This is a genomic window from Geodermatophilus sp. SYSU D00663 (assembly GCF_054050655.1).
Genome location: NZ_JBJGZT010000003.1, coordinates 108,926 through 133,205 on the forward strand (window position 1 = coordinate 108,926; position 24,280 = coordinate 133,205).

Below are 24,280 nucleotides of genomic sequence, written 5' to 3' on the forward strand. Positions count from 1 at the left end.
AGGGGGTCCTCCGTCAGCGGGACCGCCGGGAGCGCCACGGCCCGCGGCGGGTGCGGGTGCCGCGGCCGAGCTCCCGCAGGACCTCGCGCCGGTAGGCGAGCTCGGCCTCGAGTCCGGGGTTGGGGTAGATGGTCACGGTGGGCTCCTCGCGTCTGTGTCCGTGTGCCTGTCCGGTGGGGACGGCGACCACGGTCGTGCTGAGGCGGCGGCGCGGGCATCGGGCGACCGGGCAGTCCCCGCCCACCCCCGGCGCCTGAGGCCCCCTCAGACGCACCCGGCGCGCGCCTGAGGGGCCGTGCGGCGAGGCTGGGCGCATGGCCGACCTCCGCCCCACCGTCTTCGTCCTGTTCGGCGCCACCGGCGACCTGGCCGCGCGCATGGTGCTGCCGGCCTTCGACGTCCTGCAGCGCCGCGGGCTGCTCCCGCCGGACTGGCGGATCGTCGGCAGCGGCCGCGGCGAGCGCTCCGACGACGAGTTCCGCGACCTGGTCCGCGACGCCCTGGCCGAGCACGGCGACGGGGAGCCCGCCGAGGGGCTGCCCGAGCGGCTGCGCTTCGCCGGCGGCGGCTTCGCCCCGGACGACCCCGGGCAGCTGCCCGACGCCGTGGCCCGCGCCCGCGAGGAGCTCGGCGACGACGTCCAGCTCGTGCACTACCTCGCCGTCCCGCCCGAGGCGTTCGGCGGCATCACCCGGGCCCTGGACGCCCACGGGCTGGCCGACGGCGCCCGCGTCGTCTACGAGAAGCCCTACGGCACCTCACCCGAGGGGTTCCGCGAGCTCGACGAGCTCGTGCACGCGGTGCTCGACGAGGAGCAGGTCTTCCGCATCGACCACTTCCTCGGCAAGGAGGCCACCCAGGACCTGCACGTGCTGCGCTTCGCCAACGGGCTGTTCTCCTCGGTGTGGAGCCGGGAGCACGTGGCGCAGGTGCAGGTCGACGTGCCCGAGACCCTCGACGTCGCCGACCGCGCCGAGTTCTACGACGCCACCGGCGCCACCCTCGACATGCTGGTCACCCACCTGTTCCAGGTGGCCGCCGAGGTGGCGATGGAGCCGCCGGTGTCGCTGACCCCGGGCGACCTGCAGGAGGCCCGCGAGGCGGTGGTCGCGGCGTTCCGGCCGCTGGCCCGCGAGGACGTCGTCCTCGGGCAGTTCACCGGCTACCGGGACCTCGAGGGCGTCGCCGACGACAGCACGACCGACACCTTCGTCGCGGCGCGGCTGTGGATCGACACCGACCGCTGGCACGGCGTCCCGTTCCTGCTGCGCACCGGCAAGCGGATGGCCGACAGCCGGCAGCGGGTCACGCTGGTGCTGCGCCGGCCCGACGGCCCGGTGGGCGCGGTGCCCGGCGGCGGGAACACCGTCTCGCTGTCGCTGTCGGGTGCCGGCGCGCTGGACCTCGGGCTGGTGGCCAAGCGCCCGGGGCCGGAGCTGGAGCTGTCGGTGGCGGAGGCGTCGCTGGACCTGGGCGCGGTGCCCGAGGGCGAGCCGCTGCCGCCCTACGCCACGCTGCTCCACGACGTCCTGGTCGGCGACCGGTCGCTGTTCACCACCAGCAGCGGGCTGGCGCGGGCGTGGCGGGCGGTCGCGCCGGTGCTCGGGGACCGGCCGGAGGTGCGCCCCTACGAGCCGGGCTCCTGGGGGCCCGCGGAGGCGGCTGCCCTGGCCGACCCCGGCGGCTGGGTGCTGGGGAGCTGAGGGGATGGGTCCGGACCGGGCTCTGGTCGCCTCGCGGCGAGAAGCACGACGCGGCTCCAGACCCCCGGCCGAGGCCGGGGCGGTGGTCCGCGAAGGCGGTATCCAATTGGCACCCGGGGACACAGATCGCCCGGTCCGGACACCACCGACGGTACCCCGCTCCCGGCCGCGACACGCGCGGATCAGCCGAATCCGCGGGAGTCCTGCTTGAGCGCCGTGTCGACGGTCAGCGCCGAGGCCAGCACCAGGCTCGCCAGCGGCTCGGGCAGCCGGGCGTGCACCCGCACGACGTAGCGGTCGGCGGTGGTGAACAGCGTGCGCGCCAGGCCCTCCCACGTCTTGGTGATGCGGGCGACCTCGCTCCCCGGGGAGTCGGTGATCGAGAAGTCCCAGGCCCGCCAGTTCTCCGCCTGGATCGCGCCGGCGAGCTGACCGCCCACCACGAGGTCGAAGCGGATCCGGCCGAACACGTTGGCCTGGACGATCTCCCCCACCGGAGCGCCCTCGGGCGTCTCGACGACGACCCGCGACTTGACCAGCTTCGCCGGGCGGGTGAGCACGAGGACCGGGCCGTACGCGTCGCGTACCTCGAGGCGGTGGGTGAGGTACTGGTCGAGGCTGCTCACGAAGCGGACGACCTTCCTGGCCGCCGACTGCCCGACCTCGACCACGGCGCCGATCTGCATGCCGTTGCCGTCGAGGACGGCGTACTCGTTGGTCAGCTCGACCAGCTTGGTCTTCTGGTCGACCAGCAGCACCGGCTGGTCGTGCAGCACCGAGCGGCGCGGTTGGGCGCCGTACTGCTGCTGCGGGCCGTACTGCTGCTGGCCGCCGTACGCCGGCTGGACCGGCTGCTGGACCGGCTGCTGGACCGGCGCCTGCTGCGGGACCCGGGGATGCGGGGCCGGCTGCTGGACGTGCTCGGTCCACGTCCGACCGTCCCACCAGCGGGAGCCGCCGCTGCCGGCGGGGTCGGGGTACCAGCCGGGCGGTGGGAGGGGCTGTGTCACGGCGGCGACGGTAACCGCCGCCCCCGTGCGTGCCAGACTGCCGAGCCGTGCCCGACCTGAGCCGTGCCGAGGCCGCCGTCCTGGACGCCGTCGACGAGGCCGCCGCGGTCGGCCTGCTGTGCCGCCTGGTCGCCGTCCCCTCGGTGGGCGGCACCGCGGCCGAGAGCGAGGCGCAGGCCCTGGTCGCCGGCGAGCTCGACGCGCTGGGCTGCGACGTCGACCGCTGGGCGATCGACCTCGCGGCGGCCGCCACCGCGCCGGACGCGCCCGGCCAGGAGGTCGAGCGCGACGAGGCGTGGGGCGTCGTCGGCACGCTGCCCGGCGCCGACGACGGCGATCCGGCGCTGGTGCTGTGCGGGCACACCGACGTCGTCCCGACCGGCGACCGCGCGCTGTGGGCCGGCGACCCGTTCACCCCGCGGCTCGACGGCGGCGTGGTGCACGGCCGCGGCGCCTGCGACATGAAGGGCGGCCTGGTCTCGGCGCTCGCCGCGCTGGCCGCGGTCCGCGCCGCGGGCGTGCGCCTGCGCCGGCCGGTGGCGCTGCACAGCGTCGTCGGCGAGGAGGACGGCGGCCTGGGCGCGTGGGCCACCCTCGCCCGCGGGCACCGCGGCGACGCCTGCGTCATCCCCGAGCCCACCGACGGCGCCGTCGTCACCGCGGCGGCCGGCGCGCTGACCTTCCGGCTGGAGGTGACCGGCCACGCGGCCCACGCGGCGGTGCGCGACCGCGGCGTCAGCGCCGTGGAGCTGTTCGCGCAGGTGCACGCCGACCTGCGCGCGTTCGAGGCGGAGCGGCAGCGCGACGCCGACCCCCGCTTCGCCGGCGAGCGGTTCCCGTTCGGGCTGTCGATCGGCACGGTGCGCGCCGGCGACTGGGCCTCCAGCGTGCCCGACCGGCTGGTCGCCGAGGGCCGCTACGGCGTGCGGCTGGGCGAGCCGGTCGAGGCGGCCCGCGCGGCGTTCGAGGAGCGGCTGGGGGCGTTCTGCGCCGGGCACCCGTGGCTGGCCGCGCACCCGGTGCGGGTCACGTGGACCGGGGGCGCGTTCGCCAGCGGGCAGCTGCCGGCGGGCCACGAGCTGCTCGGGCAGGTCCGGGGCGCCGTCGTCGACGCGGGCGGGGCGCCACCGCCGGAGCGGGCGGTGGCGGCCGGCACCGACCTGCGGCTGTACGCGGCCGCGGGCGTCCCCGCGCTGCACCTGGGCCCGGGCGACCTGCACCTCGCGCACGGCCCGGCCGAGCGGGTGCCGGTGGCCGACGTGACCGCCGTGGCCCGCGCGCTGGCGCTGCTCACCCTGCGCCGCTGCGGGGTCGCGTGATCGCCTACGAGGACTTCGCGGCCCTGACCGGCGACTCCCCCGCCGCGCGCGACGAGTGGGCCGCCGTCGTCGCCGCGTGGAGCGAGCCGCACCGCCGCTACCACGACCTGCACCACCTGGCCGCCGTCCTCGGGCTGGTCGGCGCGCTCGGCCCGGCCGCGGACGACCCGGCCGCCGTCGCGCTGGCCGCCTGGTACCACGACGTGGTCTACGACCCCCGTCGCGGCGACAACGAGCAGGCCAGCGCCGGGCGGGCGCGCGCGGGGCTGGCCGGCCTGGTGCCTCCGGAGCGGCTGGACGAGGTGGTCCGGCTGGTGCTGCTGACCGCCGGCCACGACGCGGCCGACGGCGACGCGAACGGCGCCGTCCTCTGCGACGCCGACCTCGCCGTCCTCGCCGGGCCGCCCGAGGCGTACGCCGCCTACGCCTCGGCCGTCCGCGAGGAGTACGGGCACCTGTCCGACGAGGTGTTCACCGCCGGGCGGATCGCCGTCCTGGAGGCCCTGCTGGCGCTGCCGGCGCTCTACCGGCTGCCGGCGACGCGGGACTGGGAGCCGCGGGCACGGGCCAACCTCGCCGCCGAGCTCACCCTGCTGCGCGGTCGCGCTTCCTGACCCGCAGGCCCGCGGCCGTCAGCCGGGCGAGCAGCTCGCGCGCCCCGACCGGCTCGGCGCCGGCGGCCACCGCGACGTCGTAGAGGTCCTCGGGGACGTCGTAGTGGTCGCCCTGGAACGCCCGGCGCGGGATGCCGAGCTCGGCGGCCACGAAGGCGTGCAGCTCGTCGTGCGACACGTCGCTGACCAGGTGCGACCAGCGGCGCCCCCGCCACGGCCAGACGGGACTGTCGATCAGCACGGCCACGGGTGCAGTCTGCCCGGCGACTAGCGTCGTCGACGTGAGCGAGCAGATCCGCTGGGGCATCGTGGGGCCGGGACGCATCGCGCAGAGCGTGATGGGCGACTTCGCGCACGTGGAGGGCGCGCGGCCGGTGGCCGTGGCGTCCCGCTCGGCCGACCGGGCGCAGGCGTTCGCGCAGCAGCACGGGTTGGAGCGCGCCTACGGCTCCTACGCGGAGGTCCTCGCCGACCCCGACGTCGACGTCCTCTACGTCGCCACCCCGCACCCGCAGCACCACGCGGTCGCGCTCGCCGCGATCGAGGCGGGCAAGGCGCTGCTGGTGGAGAAGACGTTCACCGCCACCACCGCGGGCGCGCGGGAGGTGGTGGCGGCGGCCCGCGAGGCCGGCGTCTTCGTCATGGAGGCGATGTGGACGCGGTTCCAGCCGGCCGTCGTCCGCATGCGGGAGCTGGTCGCCGACGGCGCGATCGGCGAGGTGCGCTCGGTGCAGGCCGACCTCGGCGTCGACCGCGCCTACGACCCCGCCGACCGGCTGTTCGCCCTCGAGCTCGGCGGCGGCGCGCTGCTCGACCTCGGCGTCTACGTCGTCTCCTTCGCCCAGATGCTGCTGGGCGCCCCCGACACCGTCACCGCCGCCGGGTCCACCTACCCCACCGGCGCCGACGCCGAGGCGGCGCTGCTGCTCGGCTGGGAGGACGGCCGCTCGGCCACGCTGACCACCTCGCTGCGCTACCCGACGCCGGGGCAGGCGCGGGTGTTCGGCACCGGCGGCTGGATCGACGTCCTCCCCCGCTTCCACCACCCGGCCACGATCGTGCTGCACCGCACCGGCGCCGAGCCCGAGGAGATCACCCGCCCGGCGGCCGGGGTCGGGTACTCGCACGAGCTCGCCGAGGTCACGCGGTGCCTGCAGGAGGGGCGCACCGAGTCCGCGGTCGTGCCGCTGGCCGACACCCTCGCCGTGCAGGAGGTCCTGGGGCGCGCCGCGGAGCAGCTCGGCGTGCGGCACCGCGAGGACCCGCACGTCCTCGGCTGATCAGGCGGCGGCCCACGCCGCGCCGCTCGCCTCCTCCGGCGTCGGCACCCGGGTGGGCGTGCGGCCGGCCCGGCGGACCGCGCCGGCCAGGGTGACCGCGTCGACGACGGCGGCGCCGCCCGGGTCGTTGTTCAGGTACACGAACACGTCCTCGTCGTCGGTGTACCCCTCCGCCAGGCGCTGCGCCCACTGGTCGAGCACGGCCGGGGGGTAGGCCCAGCCCTCGGCGCCGGTGTGCAGGCGCAGGTAGCCCCAGCCCGCCGTCCGCCACAGCGGCGTGACCGGCCGCTCGGCGCGGTCGGCCCAGCACAGCGCGGCGCCGTAGCGCTCCAGCAGCGCCCGGACCTCGTCGGTCCACCAGCTCTCGTGCCGGGGCTCGACCGCGACCCGGATGCCCGGTGGGAAGCAGGCGAGGCAGTCGCGCAGCAGCCCGGCATCGGCCCGCAGCGTGGGCGGCAGCTGCAGCAGGACGACGTCGAGGCGGTCGCCGAGGCCCGCGGCGTGCTCCACCAGCCGGGCCACCGGCTCCTCGGGCTCGCGCAGCCGCTTGACGTGGGTGAGGAAGCGGCTGGCCTTGACCGCCCAGCGGTAGTCGGGCGGGGTGCGCTCGCGCCAGGCGGCGAAGGTGTCCCGCTCGGGCAGCCGGTAGAACGCGGCGTTGCTCTCCACGGTGGCGAAGTGCCGGGCGTGGTGCTCCAGCCACAGCCGCTGCGGCAGGCGCTGCGGGTAGAAGCGGCCGCGCCAGTCGCGGTACTGCCACCCCGAGGTCCCGATCACCACGGCCACGACGTCGGCCTACCCTGCGCGCTCGTGCCCGACGCACCCGCCCGCTCCGAGGACCTCTGCATCGGCGCCCGCGACCACCAGGCGCTCACCGATCGGTGGTGCGCCGCACCGGGCCACGTCCGCCGCGACACCCTGCCCGACGGCACGCCACGCGAGCACGACTGGCCCGTGCCGATCGAGGACCCCACCGGCGCGGGGCCGCTGATCCGGCTCCACCCGATGCACGAGGAGCAGCTGGTCGAGAACCGCGTGCACCTCGACGTCGTCGCCGACTCCGCGGCGCTGCAGGCCGCCGGCGCCACGGTGGTGCGGGCCTCGGACGACCGGCCGGGTCACGAGCCTGACGAGGACGCCGGCGAGATCGGCTGGGCGTCCTCGCCGACCCCGAGGGCGACGGGCTCTGCTGCTTCCCGCCGCCGCGGGGCTGACCCGCCGCCGGCAACTGCGGGGAAGTCGTCCCCTGCGGCCCGGCCGGGACGTTGTCTTCCCCGCACCTGCGCGCCATCGGCGTGATCACCTCGGCTGCAGCGGGCTCCCGAGTGCCGGGAGACCCCGCTGGACCAGGAGTGATCACAGGGGCGCCGGTCAGAGCCGGCGCCGACCCGCCGGCCGGCCGGACAGTGCCCAGAGCGGTGTCCGGTCAGGCTCACCACGCGCAGAGCGGTCGACCGCCTCCGCGTCGGCGGCGGCGACGTCCTCCGCGGTGTGCTGCGTCACTTCCGCTCCACTCATCGCGCCGGACCGGCGCCTCGACACCGGTGCCGTGCCCCTCGAGGAGCGCGAGCCACCCACCGTGCCGCTCCTCCAGTCGCACGTCCTGCGCGATCCGACGTGCCACGGGCGCGGGGCACCCCGCATCGTGCAGGGCATCCTCCAGCGCCCCGAGCATCCACGCCTGCCGCACCGGGACCTCGGACACGACGTCACCCCAGGGGCGCTGAGGCCGGACGCCCCACGGGGCCGGACACACGCTGGGCGCCCGCTCCGCCGTCGGAAGAGGGCGTCCACCGCGTGTCCGGCCCCGTGGACGCCGACAGGGGCGGCCCCGCGCGATGCGGGACCGCCCCTGCCGGGCGTTGCTGGTGTTGCGAGGGGGCGGGACTCAGAAGTCCATGCCGCCCATGCCGCCGTCGCCACCGGGCATGGCCGGGGCGGCCTTCTCCGGCTTGTCGGCGATGACGGCCTCGGTGGTGAGGAAGAGCGCCGCGATGGAGGCGGCGTTCTGCAGCGCCGAGCGGGTGACCTTGGCCGGGTCGATGATGCCGGCCGCGACCAGGTCCACGTACTCGCCGGTGGCGGCGTTGAGGCCGTGGCCCACCTCGGAGTTGCGCACCTTCTCCGCCACGACGCCGCCCTCGAGGCCGGCGTTGACGGCGATCTGCTTCAGCGGCGCCTCGAGCGCGACACGCACGATGTTGGCACCGGTGGCCTCGTCACCCTCGAGGTCCAGCTTCTCGAACGCGACGGCGGTGGCCTGCGCCAGGGCGACGCCACCACCGGCGACGATGCCCTCCTCGACGGCGGCCTTGGCGTTGCGCACCGCGTCCTCGATGCGGTGCTTGCGCTCCTTGAGCTCGACCTCGGTCGCGGCGCCGGCCTTGATGACGGCGACGCCACCGGCCAGCTTGGCCAGGCGCTCCTGCAGCTTCTCGCGGTCGTAGTCGGAGTCCGACTTCTCGATCTCGGCGCGGATCTGGTTCACCCGGCCGGCGATCTGGTCGCTGTCGCCCGAGCCCTCGACGATCGTCGTCTCGTCCTTGGTGACGACGACCTTGCGGGCGCGGCCCAGGAGGGAGACGTCGGCGGTGTCGAGCTTGAGGCCGACCTCCTCGCTGATGACCTGGCCACCGGTGAGGATGGCGATGTCGGTCAGCATGGCCTTGCGGCGGTCACCGAAGCCGGGGGCCTTGACGGCGACCGACTTGAAGGTGCCGCGGATCTTGTTCACGACCAGGGTCGCGAGGGCCTCGCCCTCGACGTCCTCGGCGATGATGGCCAGCGGCTTGCCCGACTGCATGACCTTCTCCAGCAGCGGGAGCAGGTCCTTGACCGAGCTGATCTTCGAGTTGACGACGAGCACGTACGGGTCGTCGAGGACGGCCTCCATGCGCTCGGCGTCGGTGACGAAGTAGGGCGAGATGTAGCCCTTGTCGAAGCGCATGCCCTCGGTGAGCTCGAGCTCGAGGCCGAAGGTGTTGCTCTCCTCGACGGTGATGACGCCTTCCTTGCCGACCTTGTCCATCGCCTCGGCGATGAGCTCACCGATGGCGGCGTCGGCGGCGGAGATCGACGCGGTGGCGGCGATCTGCTCCTTGGTCTCGACGTCCTTGGCGGTCGAGAGGAGGTACTCGGTGACCGAGGCGACGGCCTTCTCGATGCCCTTCTTCAGGGCCATCGGGTTGGCGCCGGCGGCGACGTTGCGCAGACCCTCGCGGACGAGCGCCTGGGCCAGCACGGTGGCGGTGGTGGTGCCGTCACCCGCGACGTCGTCGGTCTTCTTCGCGACCTCCTTGACCAGCTCGGCGCCGATCTTCTCCCAGGGGTCCTCGAGCTCGATCTCCTTGGCGATGCTCACACCGTCGTTGGTGATGGTGGGAGCGCCCCACTTCTTCTCGAGGACGACGTTGCGGCCCTTGGGGCCGAGCGTCACCTTGACGGCGTCGGCGAGGGTGTTCATGCCCCGCTCGAGACCGCGGCGCGCCTCTTCCTCGAAGGCGATCATCTTGGCCATGTGGTGATGTCCTCCATGCATGGATCGCTGCACGGCCGGGACCGGCGCCCGCGACGGACGACACCGGCGCGGCGGGCTCCCATGTGGCCCGCGCTCCTGTGCCTCACCGTTCCGACCTGATTGGCACTCGGCACTGTCGAGTGCCAACCGGAAGTCTGGCACTCGCCCCTGCCGAGTGCAAGAACGGGGGGTGGGTGCCGCCTGTTCCCGGTCGGGCCGGCGGCGGGGGCGGTGGTCCGGGAACGGCTGCGGCCCGGCTCCCGCGGAGGGAACCGGGCCGCAGCACGGAGGTGGGGAGGTGCTCAGGCGACGCGGACCGAGTCGGCCTGCGGACCCTTCTCGCCCTGGACGACCTCGAAGGTCACCCGCTGACCCTCGTCGAGGCTCTTGTACCCGTCCATCTGGATGGCCGAGTAGTGGACGAAGACGTCCTGGCCGCCGTCGACGGCGATGAAGCCGAAGCCCTTCTCGGCGTTGAACCACTTCACGGTGCCCTGTGCCACGTGTGCTCCCACGTTGGTGCGTGCGGACGGTCCCCGTGATCCGGGGACCGGGGTACAGCTCTTCCGCCCGTCGGACACGTGCGTGGAACTGACGACCGCGCGAGACGGTACAACAGGCACGCCGCCGTGGGGAGATCCTGGACACACGACTCGGGGACGATCCGGCGGGACGTCACCCGCCGGATCGACGTCGCCCGCGAGCCTACGCCTCCCGCGGGGGCTCAGCCGATGAGCCCCGCGGACCGGACCGACCGCAGCGACGGCTCCACCCGGTGGGTCGGGCCGACCACCGGCAGCAGCGGGTCGAGGGTCTTGAGGCCCTCGCCGGTGTTGAGGACGACGGTCTCCCGGCTCGGGTCCAGCCGCCCGTCCTCGACCAGCTGGCGCAGCACCGCGACGGTCACGCCGCCGGCGGTCTCGGCGAAGACGCCGGTGGTGCGGGCGAGGTCGCGGATGCCCTGGACGATCTGCTCGTCGCCGACCCGGCCGACGGCGCCGCCGGTGCGGCGGATGGCGTCGAGCGCGTACGGGCCGTCGGCGGGGTTGCCGATGTTCAGCGACTTGGCGATCCCGGTGGGCTTGACCGGCTTGACGACGTCCCAGCCGTTGTCGAAGGCGGTGGCGATCGGGTCGCAGCCGGCCGACTGGGCGCCGAAGACCCGCCACTCGGTGTCCGCGACGATCCCGGCCTTCACCAGCTCCCGCCAGGCCTTGTCCACCTTGGTGAGCAGCGAGCCCGACGCCATCGGGATGACGACCTGCGCCGGGATCCGCCAGCCGAGCTGCTCGGCGATCTCGTAGCCCATCGTCTTGGAGCCCTCGGCGTAGTAGGGCCGCACGTTCTGGTTGACGAAGGCGGTGTCCTCGAACTCGTCGGTCTCGGCGAGCTCGCTGGTCAGCCGGTTGACGTCGTCGTAGGACCCGTCGACGGCGACCAGCGTCTGGCCGTAGACCGCCGACTGCACGACCTTGCCGGGCTCGAGGTCGGACGGGATGAAGACGAACGAGGGCAGGCCCGCGCGGGCGGCGTGCGCGGCCACCGAGTTGGCCAGGTTGCCGGTGGAGGCCGCGGCGATCTTCCGGTAGCCCAGCCCCTTCGCGGCGGTGGCGGCGAGGCTGACCACGCGGTCCTTGAACGAGTGCGTGGGGTTGGCCGAGTCGTCCTTGACCCACAGCCCGCCGGTGATGCCGAGCTCGGCGGCGAGCCGGTCGGCGCGGACCAGCGGGGTCATGCCCGGGTCGAGGGAGACGCGGTCGGCCGGGTCCTGGCCCACCGGCAGCAGCGCGGCGTAGCGCCAGATGTTCTGCGGGCCGGCCTCGATCTGCTCCCGGGTGACGGCGGCCATGAGCTCGGGGTCGTAGTCGACCTCGAGCGGGCCGAAGCACTGGGCGCAGGCGTGCTCGGCGACGAGCCCGAAGGTGGCGCCGCAGTTGCGACAGACGAGGCCACGGGCGGGGCTGGGCGGGACCGGGCCGCCGGCCGAGCTGTCGGCCTGCAGGGAACCGGGTGCGGTCAGGGTCATGCGACGACTACCTCCTCATCTTCCCCGCGTCGGGCCGTCGAGCCGCGCGGGACGGAATTGGCACCTCTCGCCGCTCGCGCGAGCGCGGTTGCCGGGGCTTCACCGGGCCGTGTCCCTCTGCCCCTCTGGATGAGTGGAACGGGCCCGACTCTACCCGGCTGCCGGGACCGCCCCCGGCCCCGGCCATGCTGGGCGCCGTGGCTGCGCGCATCGTCTACACCGACCTCGACGGCACGATGGTCGGACCGCGGGGGTCCTTCTGGCACGCCGCCGACGGCTCCCCCACCGCCGAGCCGGCCGCGGCCCTGCTGGAGCTGCACACCGCCGGGGTCGCGCTGGTGATCGTCAGCGGGCGCACCGCCGACCAGGTCACCGAGGCGGGGCGGATCTTCGCCGCCGACGGCGCGATCGCCGAGCTGGGCTCGCTGGTGACGTGGAAGGGCGGCCGGGAGCGGCATGGGCTGACCGGCGAGCTGCCCGAGGAGTACGCCGGCCGCACGCCGATGGACGTGATGGCCGAGCTCGGCGTCGTCGACGCGCTGTGCGCCGCCCACCCCGGCCGGCTCGAGTGGCACGCGCCCTGGCACACCACGCACGACGGCGACGCGCTGCTGCGCGGGTTCGTGGACCCGCTCGCCGTCGACGCGTGGCTGGCCGAGCGCGGGTTGGGCTGGCTGACGCTCAAGGACAACGGCGCGATCCCCGCCTCGGCCCGGCTGCGGCTGGCGCCGGAGGGGCAGCTGGCCCGCGTCTACCACCTCATGCCGCGCGGCATCTCCAAGGGCGCGGCGATCGCCTGGGACCTCGAGCGGCGCGGCGTCGACCCGGCGGACGCCGTCGCGATCGGCGACAGCGCCAGCGACCTGGAGATGGCGCCCGCCGTCGGCCGGCTGTGGATCACCGCCAACGGCGCGGAGGTCGAGGGCATGGCCGGGCTGCTGGGCGCCGTCCCGAACGTGTCGGTGACCGACGAGCCGATGGGCGTCGGCTGGGCCCAGGCGGTCCGAGCGAGCCTGTGACACCGCGGTCCCACCGGACCGCACCGCGCCCGGGTGCCGTTCCCCTGCTGCCCGGAGCCGGTGCGGGGGCGGGACACCTCGTTCAGCTGGCGACGTCGTTCAGCTGGTGACGTCGTTCAGCTGGTGACGTCGCGCCGGGCGAAGTGGCGGAAGCCGAGCGCGGTGAAGACCGCCGCGTAGACCAGCGACTGGACGACGCCGCGGAACAGGTCGGAGGAGTCGACCGGCGTCTGCAGCAGGTCGGTCCAGGCGAACTCCTCCGCGGTGGGGAACCAGTCTCGGATCGACCCGAGCTGCTCGACCTGGTCGAGGATGGCGAACACGACCGTCGTGAACACCGCCCCGCCGACGGCGGCCAGCGGCGCGTCGGTGACCGTGGACAGCCAGAACGCCAGCGTCCCGACGACGAGCAGGTGCACGGCGAGGTAGCCGAGCATCCCGGCCAGCCGCAGGAACCCCTCCCCCTGGGACAGGGTCACCCCGATCGGCGTCCGGATCTCGCCGAAGCCGAACGCCAGGCCGCCGGCGACCACCGCGACGGCGACGAGGGTGAGCAGCGCGCCCACCGACTGGACCAGCGCCGCGAGCCACTTCTGCCGGAGCAGCCGCATCCGGGGCACCGGCGTGGCCAGGGTGTAGCGCAGCGAGCCCCACTGCGCCTCGCTGGCCACCGTGTCGCCGAAGAACAGCGCGTAGACCACGACGAGGAAGAACGTCGTCGTGGCGAACAGCACGAACAGCGTGAAGTTCAGCCCGCTGGCGGTGGCGACGTCGACGAGGTTGATCCGGCTGTTGGTCTGCGCCTCCTCGCTCGCGCCCAGCTGGAGCGCGGCGATGAGCACCAGCGGCAGCGCGACCATCGCCGCGAAGACGCCGATCGTGCGGCGCCGCTTGAACTGCCGGCGCAGCTCGACCGACAGCCGCAGCGTCCGCTCGGGCCGGTAGCCGGCGACGGCGCCGGTGGGCTGGACGTGCTCGGTCGCGGTCACGACTCCCCCACGAGTGCCAGGAACGCGTCCTCCAGGCGGCGGCGCGGCGTGAACTGGTCGACGGCGACGTCCGCGGCCACCAGCGCCTGCAGCGCCGCCGCCCGCGACGTCCCCGGGCCGAGGTCGGCGACCAGGCCCTCGTCGGTGCGCTCGACCGCGACCCCGGGCAGCCCCGACAGGACGGCGGCCGCGCGGTCGGCGTCGGCCTCGTCGGCGAGGCCGACCAGCACCGCGCCGCCGGTGCCGACGATCTCCTCGACCGTCCCCTGCGCGATCTTCTGCCCCTTCGCCATGACCACCACGTGGGTGCAGGTCTGCTCGATCTCGCTGAGCAGGTGGCTGGAGACGATGACCGTGCGGCCGGTGGCGGCGTAGTCGCGCAGCACCTCGCGCATGGCGTGGATCTGCGGCGGGTCCAGCCCGTTGGTCGGCTCGTCGAGGACCAGCAGGTCGGGCAGGCCGAGCATGGCCTGCGCGATCGCCACCCGCTGGCGCATGCCCTGGCTGTAGCGGCGCACCGGCCGGTCGATGGCGGCGCCGAGGCCGGCGACGGCGATGGCCTCCTCCACGTGCGCGTCCTCGGCCGGGCGGCCGGTGGCGGCCCAGTACAGGCGCAGGTTGTCGCGGCCGGACAGGTGCGGCTGCAGCCCGGTGCCCTCGACGAACGAGCCCAGCCGGGACAGCACCGGCGCGCCGGGGCGGACCTCGTGACCGAACACGGTGATCCGCCCGGAGTTCGGCCGGATCAGCCCCATGAGCATGCGCAGCGACGTCGTCTTGCCCGCCCCGTTGGGGCCGAGCAGGCCGAGCACCTGGCCGCGGCGGACCTCGAAGGACAGGTCGCGGACGGCGACGAAGCCGTCCCTGTAGGCCTTGGTGATGCCCTCGAAGCGCAGCGGCACGTCCTCGCCGTCGGGCTCCACCTCCGAGGTGACCCGGCGCCGGCGGCGGCCCCACAGCACCGCGGCGAGCCAGCCGAGCAGGCCCAGGGCGACGACGGCGCCGAGCAGCCACCACCAGCGGGAGGTGCCGCCGTCGGCCTGCGGCTGCCCCTCGACGGTGGGCACGGCCAGCGCGGTGCCGCCGTTGCCGGCCCCGGCGAGCGCGACGGAGTAGACGGTGGCCTCGGCCGGCAGCGCGAAGGCCTGGTCGGTCGAGGAGACGACGACGCGCATCGTGTGCCCGGCCTCGAAGCGGTGCACGATGCCCGGCAGCGTCACGGCGACCTCGGTGGGCGCGGTCGGGTCCGCCGACAGGCCGGTGAGCGACAGCGGGGCCACCAGCCCGCCGGGCAGGGTCTGGGCGCCGTCGGGGCCGACGTCGTAGAGCTTCGCGAACAGCGTGGCGCTGCCGGTGGGCGAGGCGACGGCGAGCTCGACGGTCGGCGCGCCGACCACCTCGACCGCCCCGTCGAGCGGGTCGCTGGAGAACGCGGCGAACTGGCCGGGGATCTCCACGGCCTGCCCGCCGAGCGCCGAGGCCAGCGCGCCCAGGCCCGGGACGGTGGTGATCGCGGCCGGGGTGCCGCCGGCGGGCGTGACCACCGGCTGGGTGCCGCCGTCGAGCGCGACGCTCTCCCGCTGCGCCGGCTCCCCGCCGTCGAGGCCCGGGTAGGCGTCCGCGAGCACGCTCTGGTTGCCGCCCTGCACGCTGCCCAGGCCGCTGCCGAGGCCGGTGGGCGCCGGGAAGTGGAAGCCGGTGCCGGGGTCCTCGCCGCGGGCGGGGTCGTCCTCGTCGCGCAGGTACCAGTCGAACCAGCCGGCGACCTGGTCGCGCAGCTCGGCGGTCTCCCGCTCCGACGACCGGGAGTCGTGGCCGCCGGCGTACCAGACGACCTTGACCGGGGTGCCGTTCGCGGCGATGCCGCGGGCGTTGGCGTCGGCCTGGCCCAGGCCGAACAGGGAGTCCTCGGTGCCCTGGACCAGCAGCGTCGGCGCGGTGATGCGGTCGAGCACCGCGGCCGGGCTGCTGCGGTCGAGCACCGCGGCCACCTCGGGCGTGAGCGTGCCCGAGGCCGCGGCGGACTGGTAGGCGGCGCAGATGTCGGCGCGGAACCGGCCGCAGGTCAGCGCCTGCTCCACCACCGCGGGGTCCACCGACGCCGGGTCGAACGGCAGGGTGGGGGCGGCGCCGCCGGAGACGGGGGCCGCGTCACCGGAGGCGCCGGGGTCCCCGCCGTCCTCGCCGTCCTCGGCCTCGGCCGCTCCCCCGCCGCCGAGCGCGTCCAGCAGCCCGCCGGTGGGCGCCGCGCCCACGCCGAAGAACAGCCCCGCCCACAGCCGCTTGTAGACGCCGGCGTCGGCGGTCTGCGGCGTCGCGGCGGGGGTCCGTGCGTCGGCGGCGCCGGTCTGGGAGGGGAAGAGCGCGGCGGTCAGCGAGTGCCAGGTGATCTGCGGCGCGATGGCGTCGACCCGGTCGTCGTGGGCGGCGGCGAGCAGCGACAGCGCCCCGCCGTAGGAGGCGCCGGCGACGCCGACCCGCGGGTCGCCGTCGCCGTCGAGGAGGACGTCGTCGCGGTCGGCGAGCAGGTCGAGCAGCGTGGACAGGTCGGCGACCTCGTAGCGCGGGTCGTCCAGGCCGATCTGGCCGGTGCTCTCGCCGAACCCGCGCGCGGAGTACGCGAGGACGACGTAGCCACGGCCGGCGAGGTCCCGGGCGTCGTCGGCGACCGACCGCTTGCTGCCGCCGAAGCCGTGGGCGAGGACGACGGCCGGCGCCGGGTCGTCGGCGGTGGCCGAGGCCGGGAGGTACAGCGTCGTGTCCAGCTCGACGGCGTCGGCGCCCGAGCCGGAGGGGACGCGCGCGTCCTCGGTGCGGACGTCCTCGGCGGCGGCCGCCGGGGTGGGCAGCGCGCCGACGAGGGTGCCGGTGAACAGGAGGGCGAGCAGGGCGCCGGCCACCGCGCGGGCGCCGGGGCGCGGGCGCGGTGTCACGGGCCCGCGGAACGGACGCACGCTGCGGCCAACGGACGGTGCCGCGCTGGGGTTCCGCAGGTGTCGGGACGGGGCGCGACCGGGGGCGGTCAGGGCTCGAGCCCGCCGGTGACGACGACGACCAGGCCCGGGTCGGGCACGTCCGGCACCTCGAAGAACCGCACCGCGGGCCCGGTGGTGATGCCCGGGAACGCCTCCATGAGCTGCAGGGCGGACTGGCGCTGCGACTCGTCGCCCTCGTCGAAGAAGACGGTGGTGGCGGCGACGTCCCCACCCTCGTAGGCCCCGACACCGGCCGTCGTCCAGCCCTGGGCGGCGAACGCGGTGGCGACGTCGGCGGCCAGCCCACCGGTCTGCGTGGCGTTGAGGACGGTCACCGGCACGCGCACCGGGGTGCTGGGCGCCTGCTCGACCGGGGGCAGCGGCTGGGCCGACAGCGGGGGCAGCGGGCCCGAGGAGGGCGTCACCGACGTCGAGGCCGACGGCTCGCTCGTCGGCGTCGCGGCCGAGCCGGCCTCCTGCGCCGCCGGGGAGGTGAAGCTGTAGACGCCGAGCACGACCAGCGCGACGACGACGACCGCCAGCAGCGCGACCCCGGCGCGACGGCGCGGCGGCGCGTCCTCGCCCTCGGCGGCGCGCAGCGCGGCGCGGGAGACCCCGGCCCGGCGCGCGGCCTTGCGGCGCTCGGCCTCCATGGCCTGCCGCTCGGCCTCCTTCGCCTGGCGCTCGGCGCGCATGGCGGCGCGGTTGCCCACGACGCCGGTGCCGTCGGTCTGCGGGCCGGTGTCCGGCTCGGCGTCGCGGTCCCGCTGCGCCCGGTCGCGGCGGCCGGCGACCTCGCGGTCGGGGATCGCCTCGGTCAGCGGCGCGGCCGGGGGGCGGTCCCGGGACACCTCACGGTCGGGGATCGCCTCGGTCGCCGGGGCGGGCGCGCGGTCCGCGGACGCCACGCGGTCGCGGGACACCTCGCGGTCGGGGATCGCCTCGGTGGGCGGGGCGGCCGGCGTCGCGGTGCCCGCCCGGGAGGGGCTGGTCCAGTCGCGGTAGCCGTTCCCGGCGGCGGCCTCGCCCGGGGTCCGGCCCCGGTCCCGGGACCGCGCCGGATCCGCCGCGGGCGGGGGCTGCGCCCGGCCGCGGGCCGGCGGGCGGGCCGGCTGGTCCCACGGGTCCAGCGGCGGCGCCGCCGGTTCGGCGGCGGCCTCGGCGTCGGGCCGGGGGACCGCCTGGAACGGCGCGACCGTGGTCTCGGGCGGCGCAGGACGGGCCGGCGGCGAGGGCGCCGGCCGGGAGACGGCCGACGACTGCGCGGTCGGCGGCTCGGCCGGGCGGGCCGGCAGCTGGGGCGCGGGGTGGGCCGGCGGCTGGGGCGCGGGCACCTGCCGGGTGGCGGCGCCGGCGGCCACCGGCGCGGGGACGCGGGGACGGGCCGGGGCGGCGGGCTGCGCGGGGCGCGACCGGACGGCCGGCGCCTCGGGCTGCGGCGCGCGGACCGGCGGGCGCTGCGGCTCGGCCGGGCGTGCGGGCGTCGCCGGGGGCGCGGGGGCTGCCGGGCGGGCGGCCACGGCGGGGCGGGCGGACCGGCCGGTGAGCCGGCGGCGGTCGGTCTCGTCCGCGGCGCCGAGCAGCGCGTCGCGGCGGCGGTCGGCGCGGCTGCGGCCGGGACCGGGCGTCGTCGGGTGGTCGCTCAGCTCCGCGGCGCCCGGGTCGACGCCGGGGCCGGGCCTCGTGGGCAGGTCGGGCAGGGGCGCGCTGGGGTGGTCGGTGCGGCGCCGGCCGCCTGCCACCGGGGCTGACGGCCGGTCCGGTTGGTCACCGCCTGGTGCCGCGTGCCTGCCCACGGTCACCAAATCTAGAGGGCGGAGGAGCCCTTGCCCAGCAGGTGAGGCGAACGCCGCTGGCGCCGCGCGGTGCGCAGCCGGCGCAGGCGGCGGACGAGGAGGGGGTCGGCCTCGAGCGCGGCCGGGCGGTCGACCAGCGCGTTCAGCACCTGGTAGTAGCGGGTGGGCGGGAGGCCGAACCGCTCGCGGATCGCGGTCTCCTTCGCGCCGGGCTGGCGCCACCACTGCCGCTCGAAGGCCAGCATCTCGTGCTCGCGCCGGGTCAGGCCCGCGGGCTGCGCGGGGCCCTCACCGGACTCCGGGCCCCCCGGCGGGGAGACCGCGGGGTCGGGGTCGGGGGTCATGGTCGGGTCCGTTCGATCGGGGGGAAGCCGTCACCCACAACGGTAGGCCCGGGGGGTGACAGGCCACAGCCCGAGACGCGCGGTCAGGCCGCGGCGGGCACCTGCCCGGCGGCCGCCCTCCGGCCGGCGGCCCGGGCCGAGCGCAGGCTGTCCACGGTGAACACCGCCAGCGCCGCCCAGACGATCGCGAAGCCCGCCAGCCGCGCCGGGGGCATCGGCTCGTGGAACACGAAGACACCCAGTGCCAGCTGCATGAGCGGCGTGACGTACTGCAGCAGCCCGACGGTCGACAGCGGGATGCGCCGGGCGGCCGCGGCGAACAGCAGCAGCGGCACCGCCGTCGCGACGCCCGAGGCCGCGAGCAGCAGGAGGTGGCCGGTGCCCTCGGACCCCGCGGTGCCCCGCCCGGTGGCCTGCAGGACGGCGAGGAGCACCAGCGCCGGCAGGAAGGTCACCGCCGTCTCCACGAACAGGCCCGGCGCCGCCTCCACCCGCACCAGCTTCTTGAGCAGGCCGTAGCTGCCGAAGGTGGCGGCCAGCGCCAGGGCGATCCACGGCGGCCGGCCGTGGTCGACGGTCAGGACGACGACGGCCACCGCGGCCAGCCCGACCGCGGCCCACTGCAGCGGACGCAGCCGCTCGGCGAAGACGACGACGCCGAGCAGCACGCTGACCAGCGGGTTGATGAAGTAGCCGAGCGAGGTCTCGACGACGTGCCCGGAGTTGACGCCGTAGACGAAGACCAGCCAGTTGGCCGCGATGAGCACCGAGGCCCCGGCCAGGACCAGCAGCGTGCGGCGGTCGGTGACCGCCGCGCGGACCAGTGCCCACCGCCGCAGCACGGTCAGGAGGACGGCCACGAACAGCAGCGACCAGACGATGCGGTGGGCGACGATCTCCACCCCGCCGGCCGGCTCCAGCAGCGGGAAGTAGAGCGGGAAGACACCCCACAACCCGTAGGCGGCGAGTCCCGCTGCCGTGCCCGCCCGCCGCTCGTCCACGGCGGGCAACCGTACGCCGCGCCGCTACGTGGTCTGGATTACGTGGTCTGGATCACGTGGTCTGGATCACGTGGTCTGGATGTAGTCGACGAGGTGGTCCCGCTCCTCCTGCAGCTCGTCGAGGCGGGCCTTGACGACGTCGCCGATCGAGACGATCCCCAGCAGCCGGCCGTCCTCGACGACGGGCACGTGCCGGATGCGGTGGTCGGTCATCGTGCGGGCGAGGTCGTGCACCGAGGCGCCGGGCACGCAGGTGCGCACCTCGGCGGTCATCAGCGCCGACACCGGCCCGTCGAGGACCTCCGGCCCGGAGGCGTGCAGGGCGCGGACGACGTCGCGCTCGGAGACGATGCCGTCGACGGCGCCTCCCCCGCGGGAGACGACGAGCGCGCCGATGCGGTGCTCGGCGAGCAGGGCCAGGGCGGCACGGACGGGCCGGTCCGGCGCCACGGTGACGACGTCGGGGCCCTTGCGGCGGAGCAGCGAGGCGATCTGCACGGGAGCCCTCCCTCCCCTCGGGGGTCGCAGTGTCCACCCGCCGCCGTGCGGGGGGCAACGGCCCGGTCGGGACGGTCCGGTCCCGGTTCCCGGGGTGGACAGCGGGGCCTACCGTCGAGGCGTGCGCACCCAGCACGCCGCGCCCGCGACGTCCCGCCGCCCGACCGTCCTGCAGTGGCTCCGCTACGCCGTCGGCGGCGGGCTGCCCCGGGAGCTGTCGCCGTGGGTGCTGTCGGACACCACCCGGCCGGGATGGGTGCGCCGGCACGTCGCCCGCTCGCTGGTGCAGCTCGCCCCGCTGGTGGTGATCTGTCTGGTCGCCGTCCCCGTGGGGATGGGCTACCGGCTGACCGCGGCGGCCGGGGGGCTGATGGTCGGGCTGATGTACTCGCTGGCGTTCGTGGTGGAGACGACCGAGCACCGCGTGGCCAAGGCCGGCTACCCGGCCGGCACCGCCGCCCGGCTGCGCGAGGAGCGCGCCGAGCGGGCGCGGGCGGCCCGCGCCGAGCGGCACCACCCCTACCGCGTGGGCGGGGCGGGCAGCTTCGACTGAGCCGACGGGGGGACTCGAACCCCCAACCGCCCGATTACAAGTCGGGTGCGCTACCAGTTGCGCCACGCCGGCGGGACACGGGAACCGCTCCCGGCGTCAAGGATAGGGACCCCTCGGGGGACGTCCGTCCCTGGACGGGCGACGACGGCCGCTGTGAGCGTGCCGCCGGTGTCCCTCGGGTCCGTCGACGACGTCGTCGGGTCGGTCGGCACGGCGCCGGTGGTGCCGGCGGCCGGCCCGGGCCGGTGGACCCGCCGGGCGGGGCTCGCCGGGCCGGTGTGGTCCCTCCGCCTGGGCCGGGCGCTGTCCGCCGCCGTCCCGGCCGACGACACGGGTCGAGCCGACGCCCCCGCTGCCGATGCTGAGCGCGTGGCACCGATCGACGACCCGGCCGGGCTCCTGCCGCTGGACCGGACCCAGCTGGACGCGCTGCGCGAGCACCTCGACGCCGTCCTCTCGGCCGGGGACTGCGACCGGACCCACCGCGCCACCGACGCCTGGGCCGCCGGGCACGGCATCGCCCTCGACCGGCTGCACGAGGGGCTCGAGGAGTACGGCGGGTTCTGCGACTGCGAGGTCGTGATGAACGTCGACCCCGCTGCCGTCTTCGACCCTCAGGCGGCCGCCGGGCCCTCGCGCAGGTAGCCGGCCGGGTCGCTGCCGGGCAGCGGCCCCTCGGCCAGCCAGCGGGCGAAGCCGGCCGGGTCGCGGCGCTCGAGCTCGTCGAGGGCGTCCTGGCGGCGGCGGACGATCGACTGCCGCGCCGCCGGGTCCAGCCGGCCGGCCAGCGCGGCCGTCGTGCCGAGCCACTCGCGGCCCAGCGCCGCGGTCGTCAGGGTCGTCACCGGCGGCAGGGAGGTGACCGTCCCGACGGCCTCCCCCGGGCGGGCGCCGGCCACCGGCCGCTGCGGCGCCGGTGCGGCGAGCCGGCCGGGCGCCGGGGCGTCGTCGGGGGCGGCCGGCCGCACCGGGCGGCCGGTGTGCAGCAGCCACGACCCGAGCCCGCCGAGGAAGAGCACCGCACCGGCCAGGGCCGTCAGCGCCGGACCGCCCAGCGCCGCGGTGCCGGACAGGAACAGCAGCACGCCGATCGTGACCGCGCCGGCCCGCCAGGCCGCCTCCAGCGGGGTGTACCGCGGCGGCCGGCCGTCCTCGTGCGACTCGCGCGCCACGCCGCCGGCCAGGCAGGAGGTCACCACCGCGGCCAGCGCGACGGCGAGCAGCCCCGGGGGCCGCAGGGCGAGGCCGCCGACGACGGCGACCGCGGCGGCGGTGAGGGCGGCGAGGCCCACGAGCAGACGGGCGGGCAGACCGCGGGTGGACACGAGCAGCCTCCAGGAGCGCAGGCCGGGCAGCGGGTACCCGCCCGCTCCCAGGGGAGCGACCGGGGTCCCCCTCTACCCCGCGACGCTCCCGTCGCACACCGTGGTCGGCGTGTCGCGGGCGGCCGGGTCGCGGACGGCAGGATCGGCGGCCGTGGGGACCTCCGTCGTCGAGCTCGGCCCGCCGCTGGCCGTCGTCCTGGTGCTGCTCACCGTGCTGGCGGCGGCGGGTGGGCGGCTGTCCGGGCTGGGGCAGGAGCGGCCGGTCGTCGTCGCGGCGCTGCGGGCCACCGTCCAGCTGGCGGCGGTCTCGGCGGTGCTGCTGGTCGTCGTCCGCTCGCTGTGGCTGTCGGCGGCGTTCGTGCTGCTGATGGTCACCGTCGCGGCGGTCACGGCGGCAGGACGGGTCAGCGGCCTGCCGCTGCGGGCGCCCGGTGCCCCGCGCCGGGTGGGGTCCGCGGCCCTGGCGGTGGCCGGCGGCGCGGCGCCGGTGGTCGCGCTGGTGCTGGCCAGCGGCACGGTGCCGCTGCGCGGGGAGGCGGTGATCCCGGTCGCGGGCATCCTGGTCGGCGGCGCGATGACGGCGACGTCGCTGGCCGGCCGGCGGCTGCGCGAGGAGCTGACCACCCGCCGCGGCGAGGTCGAGGCGGCCCTGGCGCTGGGCCTGCTCCCCCGCGACGCCGTCCTCGAGGTCGCCCGGCCCTCCGCCGCGACCGCCCTGCTGCCGCCGCTGGACCAGACCCGCACCGTCGGCCTCGTCACGCTGCCCGGCGCCTACGTCGGCGTGCTGCTCGGCGGGGGCGGCCCGCTGGCCGCCGGCGCCGCCCAGCTGCTGGTCCTGGTGGGTCTGCTGGCCGCCGAGGTGGCGGCGGTCTGGGTGGTCACCGAGCTGGTCGCACGGGGGCGGGTGCTGCCGGACCTCCCCCGCTGAGGACGCCCAGACACCTCACAGGCGCTGCGCAGGGCCCCGCCAGACGCCGCGCCGAGAGTGGTCCCCAGAGCGGCGGACGGCCGCCCAGGAGGAGGACCACAGCAGTGAACGGACACCCGTACCCGAACCCGGCGCAGCCGACCGGTGCGACCCCAGGCTGGACCCCGCCGCCGTCCGGCGACTCCTGGTACCCGCCGGCCGGCACCGCGACGGGCACCCTGCCGCCGCCGGCGCCCGCCCCCGCGCCGGCGCCGGAGAGGCGGCGGGCGGGCCGGCTGCGGATGGGCGTCGCCGGGCTGCTCGCCGGGGCCCTCGTCGGCGGCGGCGCCGGGGCCGGGGTCGTCGCCCTCACCTCCGGCGGCGGGAGCGGCGGCAGCGGGACGGCGGCCACGGCGCAGTCGGTGGTCATCACGGACCCGGAGAACGCGACCGCGGTGACCGCCGCGGCCGCCAAGGCCTCGCCCAGCGTCGTCACCGTCTACGTGACCAGCGGCTCTGGCTCGGGCAGCGGCTCGGGCGTGGTGCTCTCCGACGACGGCTACGTGCTCACCAACAACCACGTCGTCACGCTGGACGGCAGCACCGGCGACGCCGCCATCCAGGTGCGCACCTCCGACGGCACGCTCTACGACGCCACCGTCGTCGGCACCGACCCGACCTCGGACCTCGCCGTGATCCGGCTGCAGGGCGCCGGCGGGCTCACCGCGGCCACGTTCGCCGACTCCGACGACGTGCAGGTCGGGGACCTCGCCGTCGCGATCGGCGCGCCGCTCGGCCTGTCCGACACGGTGACCGACGGGATCGTCAGCGCCACCGACCGCGCGGTGGCCACCGGTTCCACCCAGGACGACGCCACCGTCATCGACGCGCTGCAGACCGACGCCGCCATCAACCCCGGCAACTCCGGCGGCGCGCTGGTCGACGCCTCCGGCGAGGTCATCGGCATCAACACCGCGATCGCCTCGGTGGCCTCGGGGGCGCCCGGCTCGTCGTCGCAGAGCGGCAGCATCGGCGTCGGGTTCGCCATCCCGAGCAACACCGCCCAGCGGATCGCCGAGGAGATCATCGACACCGGCTCGGCCACCCACGCCGTCCTCGGGGTGAACGCCCAGACCGCCGGCGGGACCGCCTCGTCCGAGGTGGGCACCGGCGCGCAGGTCGTGCAGGTGCAGCCCGGCGGGGCCGCCGCGGAAGCGGGCCTGCAGGCCGGCGACGTCGTCACCGCGGTCGGCGACCGGGCGGTGACCACCTCCACCGAGCTGACCGCCGCCATCCGCAGCTCGGCCCCCGGCACGCGGGTGCAGCTGACCGTGCAGCGCGACGGTGGGACGTCGACGGTCGAGGTCACCCTCGGCAGCAGCGCGGACTGACCCCTCCAGCCCG

The 24,280-nt window shown here is 76.5% G+C and carries 24 protein-coding genes, 1 tRNA gene and 1 riboswitch; of the genes, 10 read left to right on the top strand and 15 right to left on the bottom strand.

The features are described 5' to 3' along the window. Nucleotides 1–13 precede the first annotated feature (13 nt). Nucleotides 14–136, bottom strand: a complete 123-nt coding sequence (locus ACI79Z_RS03430) for a hypothetical protein (RefSeq protein WP_387988025.1) — start codon at nt 134–136, stop codon at nt 14–16. Nucleotides 137–314: 178 nt separating this feature from the next. On the opposite strand from ACI79Z_RS03430, the gene ACI79Z_RS03435 reads away from it, so the two are divergent. Further along, nucleotides 315–1,703 carry a glucose-6-phosphate dehydrogenase gene (locus ACI79Z_RS03435; protein ID WP_456901693.1) on the top strand — a complete coding sequence of 463 codons (1,389 nt, stop codon included), beginning with the start codon at nt 315–317 and terminating at the stop codon, nt 1,701–1,703. A 182-nt stretch (nt 1,704–1,885) separates the two neighbouring features. Here ACI79Z_RS03435 and ACI79Z_RS03440 read toward each other — a convergent pair whose 3' ends face one another. After that, nucleotides 1,886–2,713: a phospholipid scramblase-related protein gene (locus ACI79Z_RS03440; protein ID WP_456901694.1), complete on the bottom strand. Its 828-nt coding sequence runs from the start codon at nt 2,711–2,713 to the stop codon at nt 1,886–1,888. Between the two features lie 47 nt (nt 2,714–2,760). On the opposite strand from ACI79Z_RS03440, the gene ACI79Z_RS03445 reads away from it, so the two are divergent. Next, entirely contained in the window at nt 2,761–4,032 is a 1,272-nt protein-coding gene (locus tag ACI79Z_RS03445; RefSeq protein WP_456901695.1) for an ArgE/DapE family deacylase, read from the top strand. Next, on the top strand, nt 4,029–4,646 hold the full coding sequence (locus tag ACI79Z_RS03450) for an HD domain-containing protein (protein WP_456901696.1): 618 nt from the start codon (nt 4,029–4,031) through the stop codon (nt 4,644–4,646). Before ACI79Z_RS03445 ends, ACI79Z_RS03450 begins: the two co-directional genes overlap by 4 nt. Here the strand turns inward: ACI79Z_RS03450 and ACI79Z_RS03455 are convergent. Beyond that, entirely contained in the window at nt 4,618–4,893 is a 276-nt protein-coding gene (locus tag ACI79Z_RS03455; protein WP_387988030.1) for a DUF4031 domain-containing protein, read from the bottom strand. The genes ACI79Z_RS03450 and ACI79Z_RS03455 overlap by 29 nt on opposite strands. 34 nt (nt 4,894–4,927) lie before the next feature. On the opposite strand from ACI79Z_RS03455, the gene ACI79Z_RS03460 reads away from it, so the two are divergent. Next, entirely contained in the window at nt 4,928–5,926 is a 999-nt protein-coding gene (locus ACI79Z_RS03460) for a Gfo/Idh/MocA family protein (RefSeq protein ID WP_456901697.1), read from the top strand. Here ACI79Z_RS03460 and ACI79Z_RS03465 read toward each other — a convergent pair whose 3' ends face one another. Then, nucleotides 5,927–6,712, bottom strand: coding sequence for a DUF72 domain-containing protein (locus ACI79Z_RS03465; protein ID WP_387988032.1), 786 nt, complete (start codon nt 6,710–6,712; stop codon nt 5,927–5,929). Between the two features lie 24 nt (nt 6,713–6,736). Here ACI79Z_RS03465 and ACI79Z_RS03470 point away from each other — a divergent pair, with 24 nt between their 5' ends. Then, complete coding sequence (locus ACI79Z_RS03470) at nt 6,737–7,225, top strand: VOC family protein (RefSeq protein WP_456901698.1); 489 nt, start codon at nt 6,737–6,739, stop codon at nt 7,223–7,225. Nucleotides 7,226–7,814: 589 nt separating this feature from the next. Here the strand turns inward: ACI79Z_RS03470 and groL are convergent. From groL to thrC, 3 genes are all read right to left on the bottom strand, one after another. After that, a complete protein-coding gene (gene groL, locus ACI79Z_RS03475; protein ID WP_387988034.1) occupies nt 7,815–9,443 on the bottom strand; it encodes a chaperonin GroEL in 1,629 nt (542 codons plus the stop codon). A gap of 302 nt (nt 9,444–9,745) precedes the next feature. Further along, a complete protein-coding gene (locus tag ACI79Z_RS03480) occupies nt 9,746–9,946 on the bottom strand; it encodes a cold-shock protein (RefSeq protein ID WP_387988035.1) in 201 nt (66 codons plus the stop codon). Nucleotides 9,947–10,167: 221 nt separating this feature from the next. Beyond that, nucleotides 10,168–11,469 carry a threonine synthase gene (thrC, locus tag ACI79Z_RS03485; protein ID WP_387988036.1) on the bottom strand — a complete coding sequence of 434 codons (1,302 nt, stop codon included), beginning with the start codon at nt 11,467–11,469 and terminating at the stop codon, nt 10,168–10,170. 12 nt (nt 11,470–11,481) lie between these two features. After that, nucleotides 11,482–11,605: riboswitch (SAM riboswitch) on the bottom strand. A 61-nt stretch (nt 11,606–11,666) separates the two neighbouring features. Between thrC and ACI79Z_RS03490 the strand changes: the two genes are divergently transcribed. Further along, the gene (locus tag ACI79Z_RS03490; protein ID WP_387988037.1) at nt 11,667–12,488 is read left to right on the top strand and encodes an HAD family hydrolase; all 822 of its coding nucleotides are present in this window, start codon (nt 11,667–11,669) and stop codon (nt 12,486–12,488) included. 116 nt (nt 12,489–12,604) lie between these two features. On the opposite strand, the gene ACI79Z_RS03495 is transcribed toward ACI79Z_RS03490, so the two are convergent. The 6 genes from ACI79Z_RS03495 to ACI79Z_RS03520 form a co-directional block, all read right to left on the bottom strand. Beyond that, complete coding sequence (locus ACI79Z_RS03495; protein WP_387988038.1) at nt 12,605–13,477, bottom strand: ABC transporter permease; 873 nt, start codon at nt 13,475–13,477, stop codon at nt 12,605–12,607. Continuing rightward, the gene (locus tag ACI79Z_RS03500) at nt 13,474–16,410 is read right to left on the bottom strand and encodes an alpha/beta fold hydrolase (protein WP_456901699.1); all 2,937 of its coding nucleotides are present in this window, start codon (nt 16,408–16,410) and stop codon (nt 13,474–13,476) included. The genes ACI79Z_RS03495 and ACI79Z_RS03500 overlap by 4 nt, the downstream gene beginning before the upstream one ends. Before the next feature lie 89 nt (nt 16,411–16,499). Beyond that, nucleotides 16,500–18,194, bottom strand: a complete 1,695-nt coding sequence (locus ACI79Z_RS03505; protein WP_456901700.1) for a LytR C-terminal domain-containing protein — start codon at nt 18,192–18,194, stop codon at nt 16,500–16,502. A 65-nt stretch (nt 18,195–18,259) separates the two neighbouring features. Further along, the gene (locus ACI79Z_RS03510; protein WP_387987099.1) at nt 18,260–18,592 is read right to left on the bottom strand and encodes a DUF3263 domain-containing protein; all 333 of its coding nucleotides are present in this window, start codon (nt 18,590–18,592) and stop codon (nt 18,260–18,262) included. An 83-nt stretch (nt 18,593–18,675) separates the two neighbouring features. Next, nucleotides 18,676–19,593 carry an EamA family transporter RarD gene (gene rarD, locus ACI79Z_RS03515; protein WP_456901701.1) on the bottom strand — a complete coding sequence of 306 codons (918 nt, stop codon included), beginning with the start codon at nt 19,591–19,593 and terminating at the stop codon, nt 18,676–18,678. Between the two features lie 66 nt (nt 19,594–19,659). After that, nucleotides 19,660–20,091 (bottom strand): CBS domain-containing protein, encoded by a 432-nt coding sequence (locus ACI79Z_RS03520; protein ID WP_456901702.1) that lies wholly within the window; start codon nt 20,089–20,091, stop codon nt 19,660–19,662. A gap of 121 nt (nt 20,092–20,212) precedes the next feature. Here ACI79Z_RS03520 and ACI79Z_RS03525 point away from each other — a divergent pair, with 121 nt between their 5' ends. Continuing rightward, the gene (locus ACI79Z_RS03525; RefSeq protein WP_387987108.1) at nt 20,213–20,644 is read left to right on the top strand and encodes a DUF5313 family protein; all 432 of its coding nucleotides are present in this window, start codon (nt 20,213–20,215) and stop codon (nt 20,642–20,644) included. Here the strand turns inward: ACI79Z_RS03525 and ACI79Z_RS03530 are convergent. Next, nucleotides 20,644–20,716 (bottom strand) — tRNA-Thr (locus ACI79Z_RS03530). The genes ACI79Z_RS03525 and ACI79Z_RS03530 overlap by 1 nt on opposite strands. A gap of 96 nt (nt 20,717–20,812) precedes the next feature. Here ACI79Z_RS03530 and ACI79Z_RS03535 point away from each other — a divergent pair. Continuing rightward, on the top strand, nt 20,813–21,289 hold the full coding sequence (locus ACI79Z_RS03535) for a DUF2695 domain-containing protein (RefSeq protein WP_456901703.1): 477 nt from the start codon (nt 20,813–20,815) through the stop codon (nt 21,287–21,289). Here ACI79Z_RS03535 and ACI79Z_RS03540 read toward each other — a convergent pair. Continuing rightward, nucleotides 21,259–21,969 carry a hypothetical protein gene (locus ACI79Z_RS03540; protein WP_456901704.1) on the bottom strand — a complete coding sequence of 237 codons (711 nt, stop codon included), beginning with the start codon at nt 21,967–21,969 and terminating at the stop codon, nt 21,259–21,261. The two genes, ACI79Z_RS03535 and ACI79Z_RS03540, sit on opposite strands and share 31 nt — an antisense overlap. Before the next feature lie 151 nt (nt 21,970–22,120). Here ACI79Z_RS03540 and ACI79Z_RS03545 point away from each other — a divergent pair, with 151 nt between their 5' ends. Together ACI79Z_RS03545 and ACI79Z_RS03550 are read left to right on the top strand one after the other, a co-directional pair. Next, nucleotides 22,121–22,897 (top strand): ABC transporter permease, encoded by a 777-nt coding sequence (locus ACI79Z_RS03545; protein WP_387987115.1) that lies wholly within the window; start codon nt 22,121–22,123, stop codon nt 22,895–22,897. A gap of 104 nt (nt 22,898–23,001) precedes the next feature. After that, nucleotides 23,002–24,267, top strand: a complete 1,266-nt coding sequence (locus ACI79Z_RS03550; protein WP_456901705.1) for a S1C family serine protease — start codon at nt 23,002–23,004, stop codon at nt 24,265–24,267. The last annotated feature ends 13 nt before the right edge of the window (nt 24,268–24,280 follow it).

Coding starts and splice junctions, on each gene's coding strand:
- ACI79Z_RS03435 (WP_456901693.1), top strand. CDS start 315: ATGGCCGACCTCCGCCCCACCGTCTTCGTCCTGTTCGGCGCCACCGGC.
- groL (WP_387988034.1), bottom strand. CDS start 9,443: ATGGCCAAGATGATCGCCTTCGAGGAAGAGGCGCGCCGCGGTCTCGAG.
- thrC (WP_387988036.1), bottom strand. CDS start 11,469: ATGACCCTGACCGCACCCGGTTCCCTGCAGGCCGACAGCTCGGCCGGC.
- ACI79Z_RS03510 (WP_387987099.1), bottom strand. CDS start 18,592: ATGACCCCCGACCCCGACCCCGCGGTCTCCCCGCCGGGGGGCCCGGAG.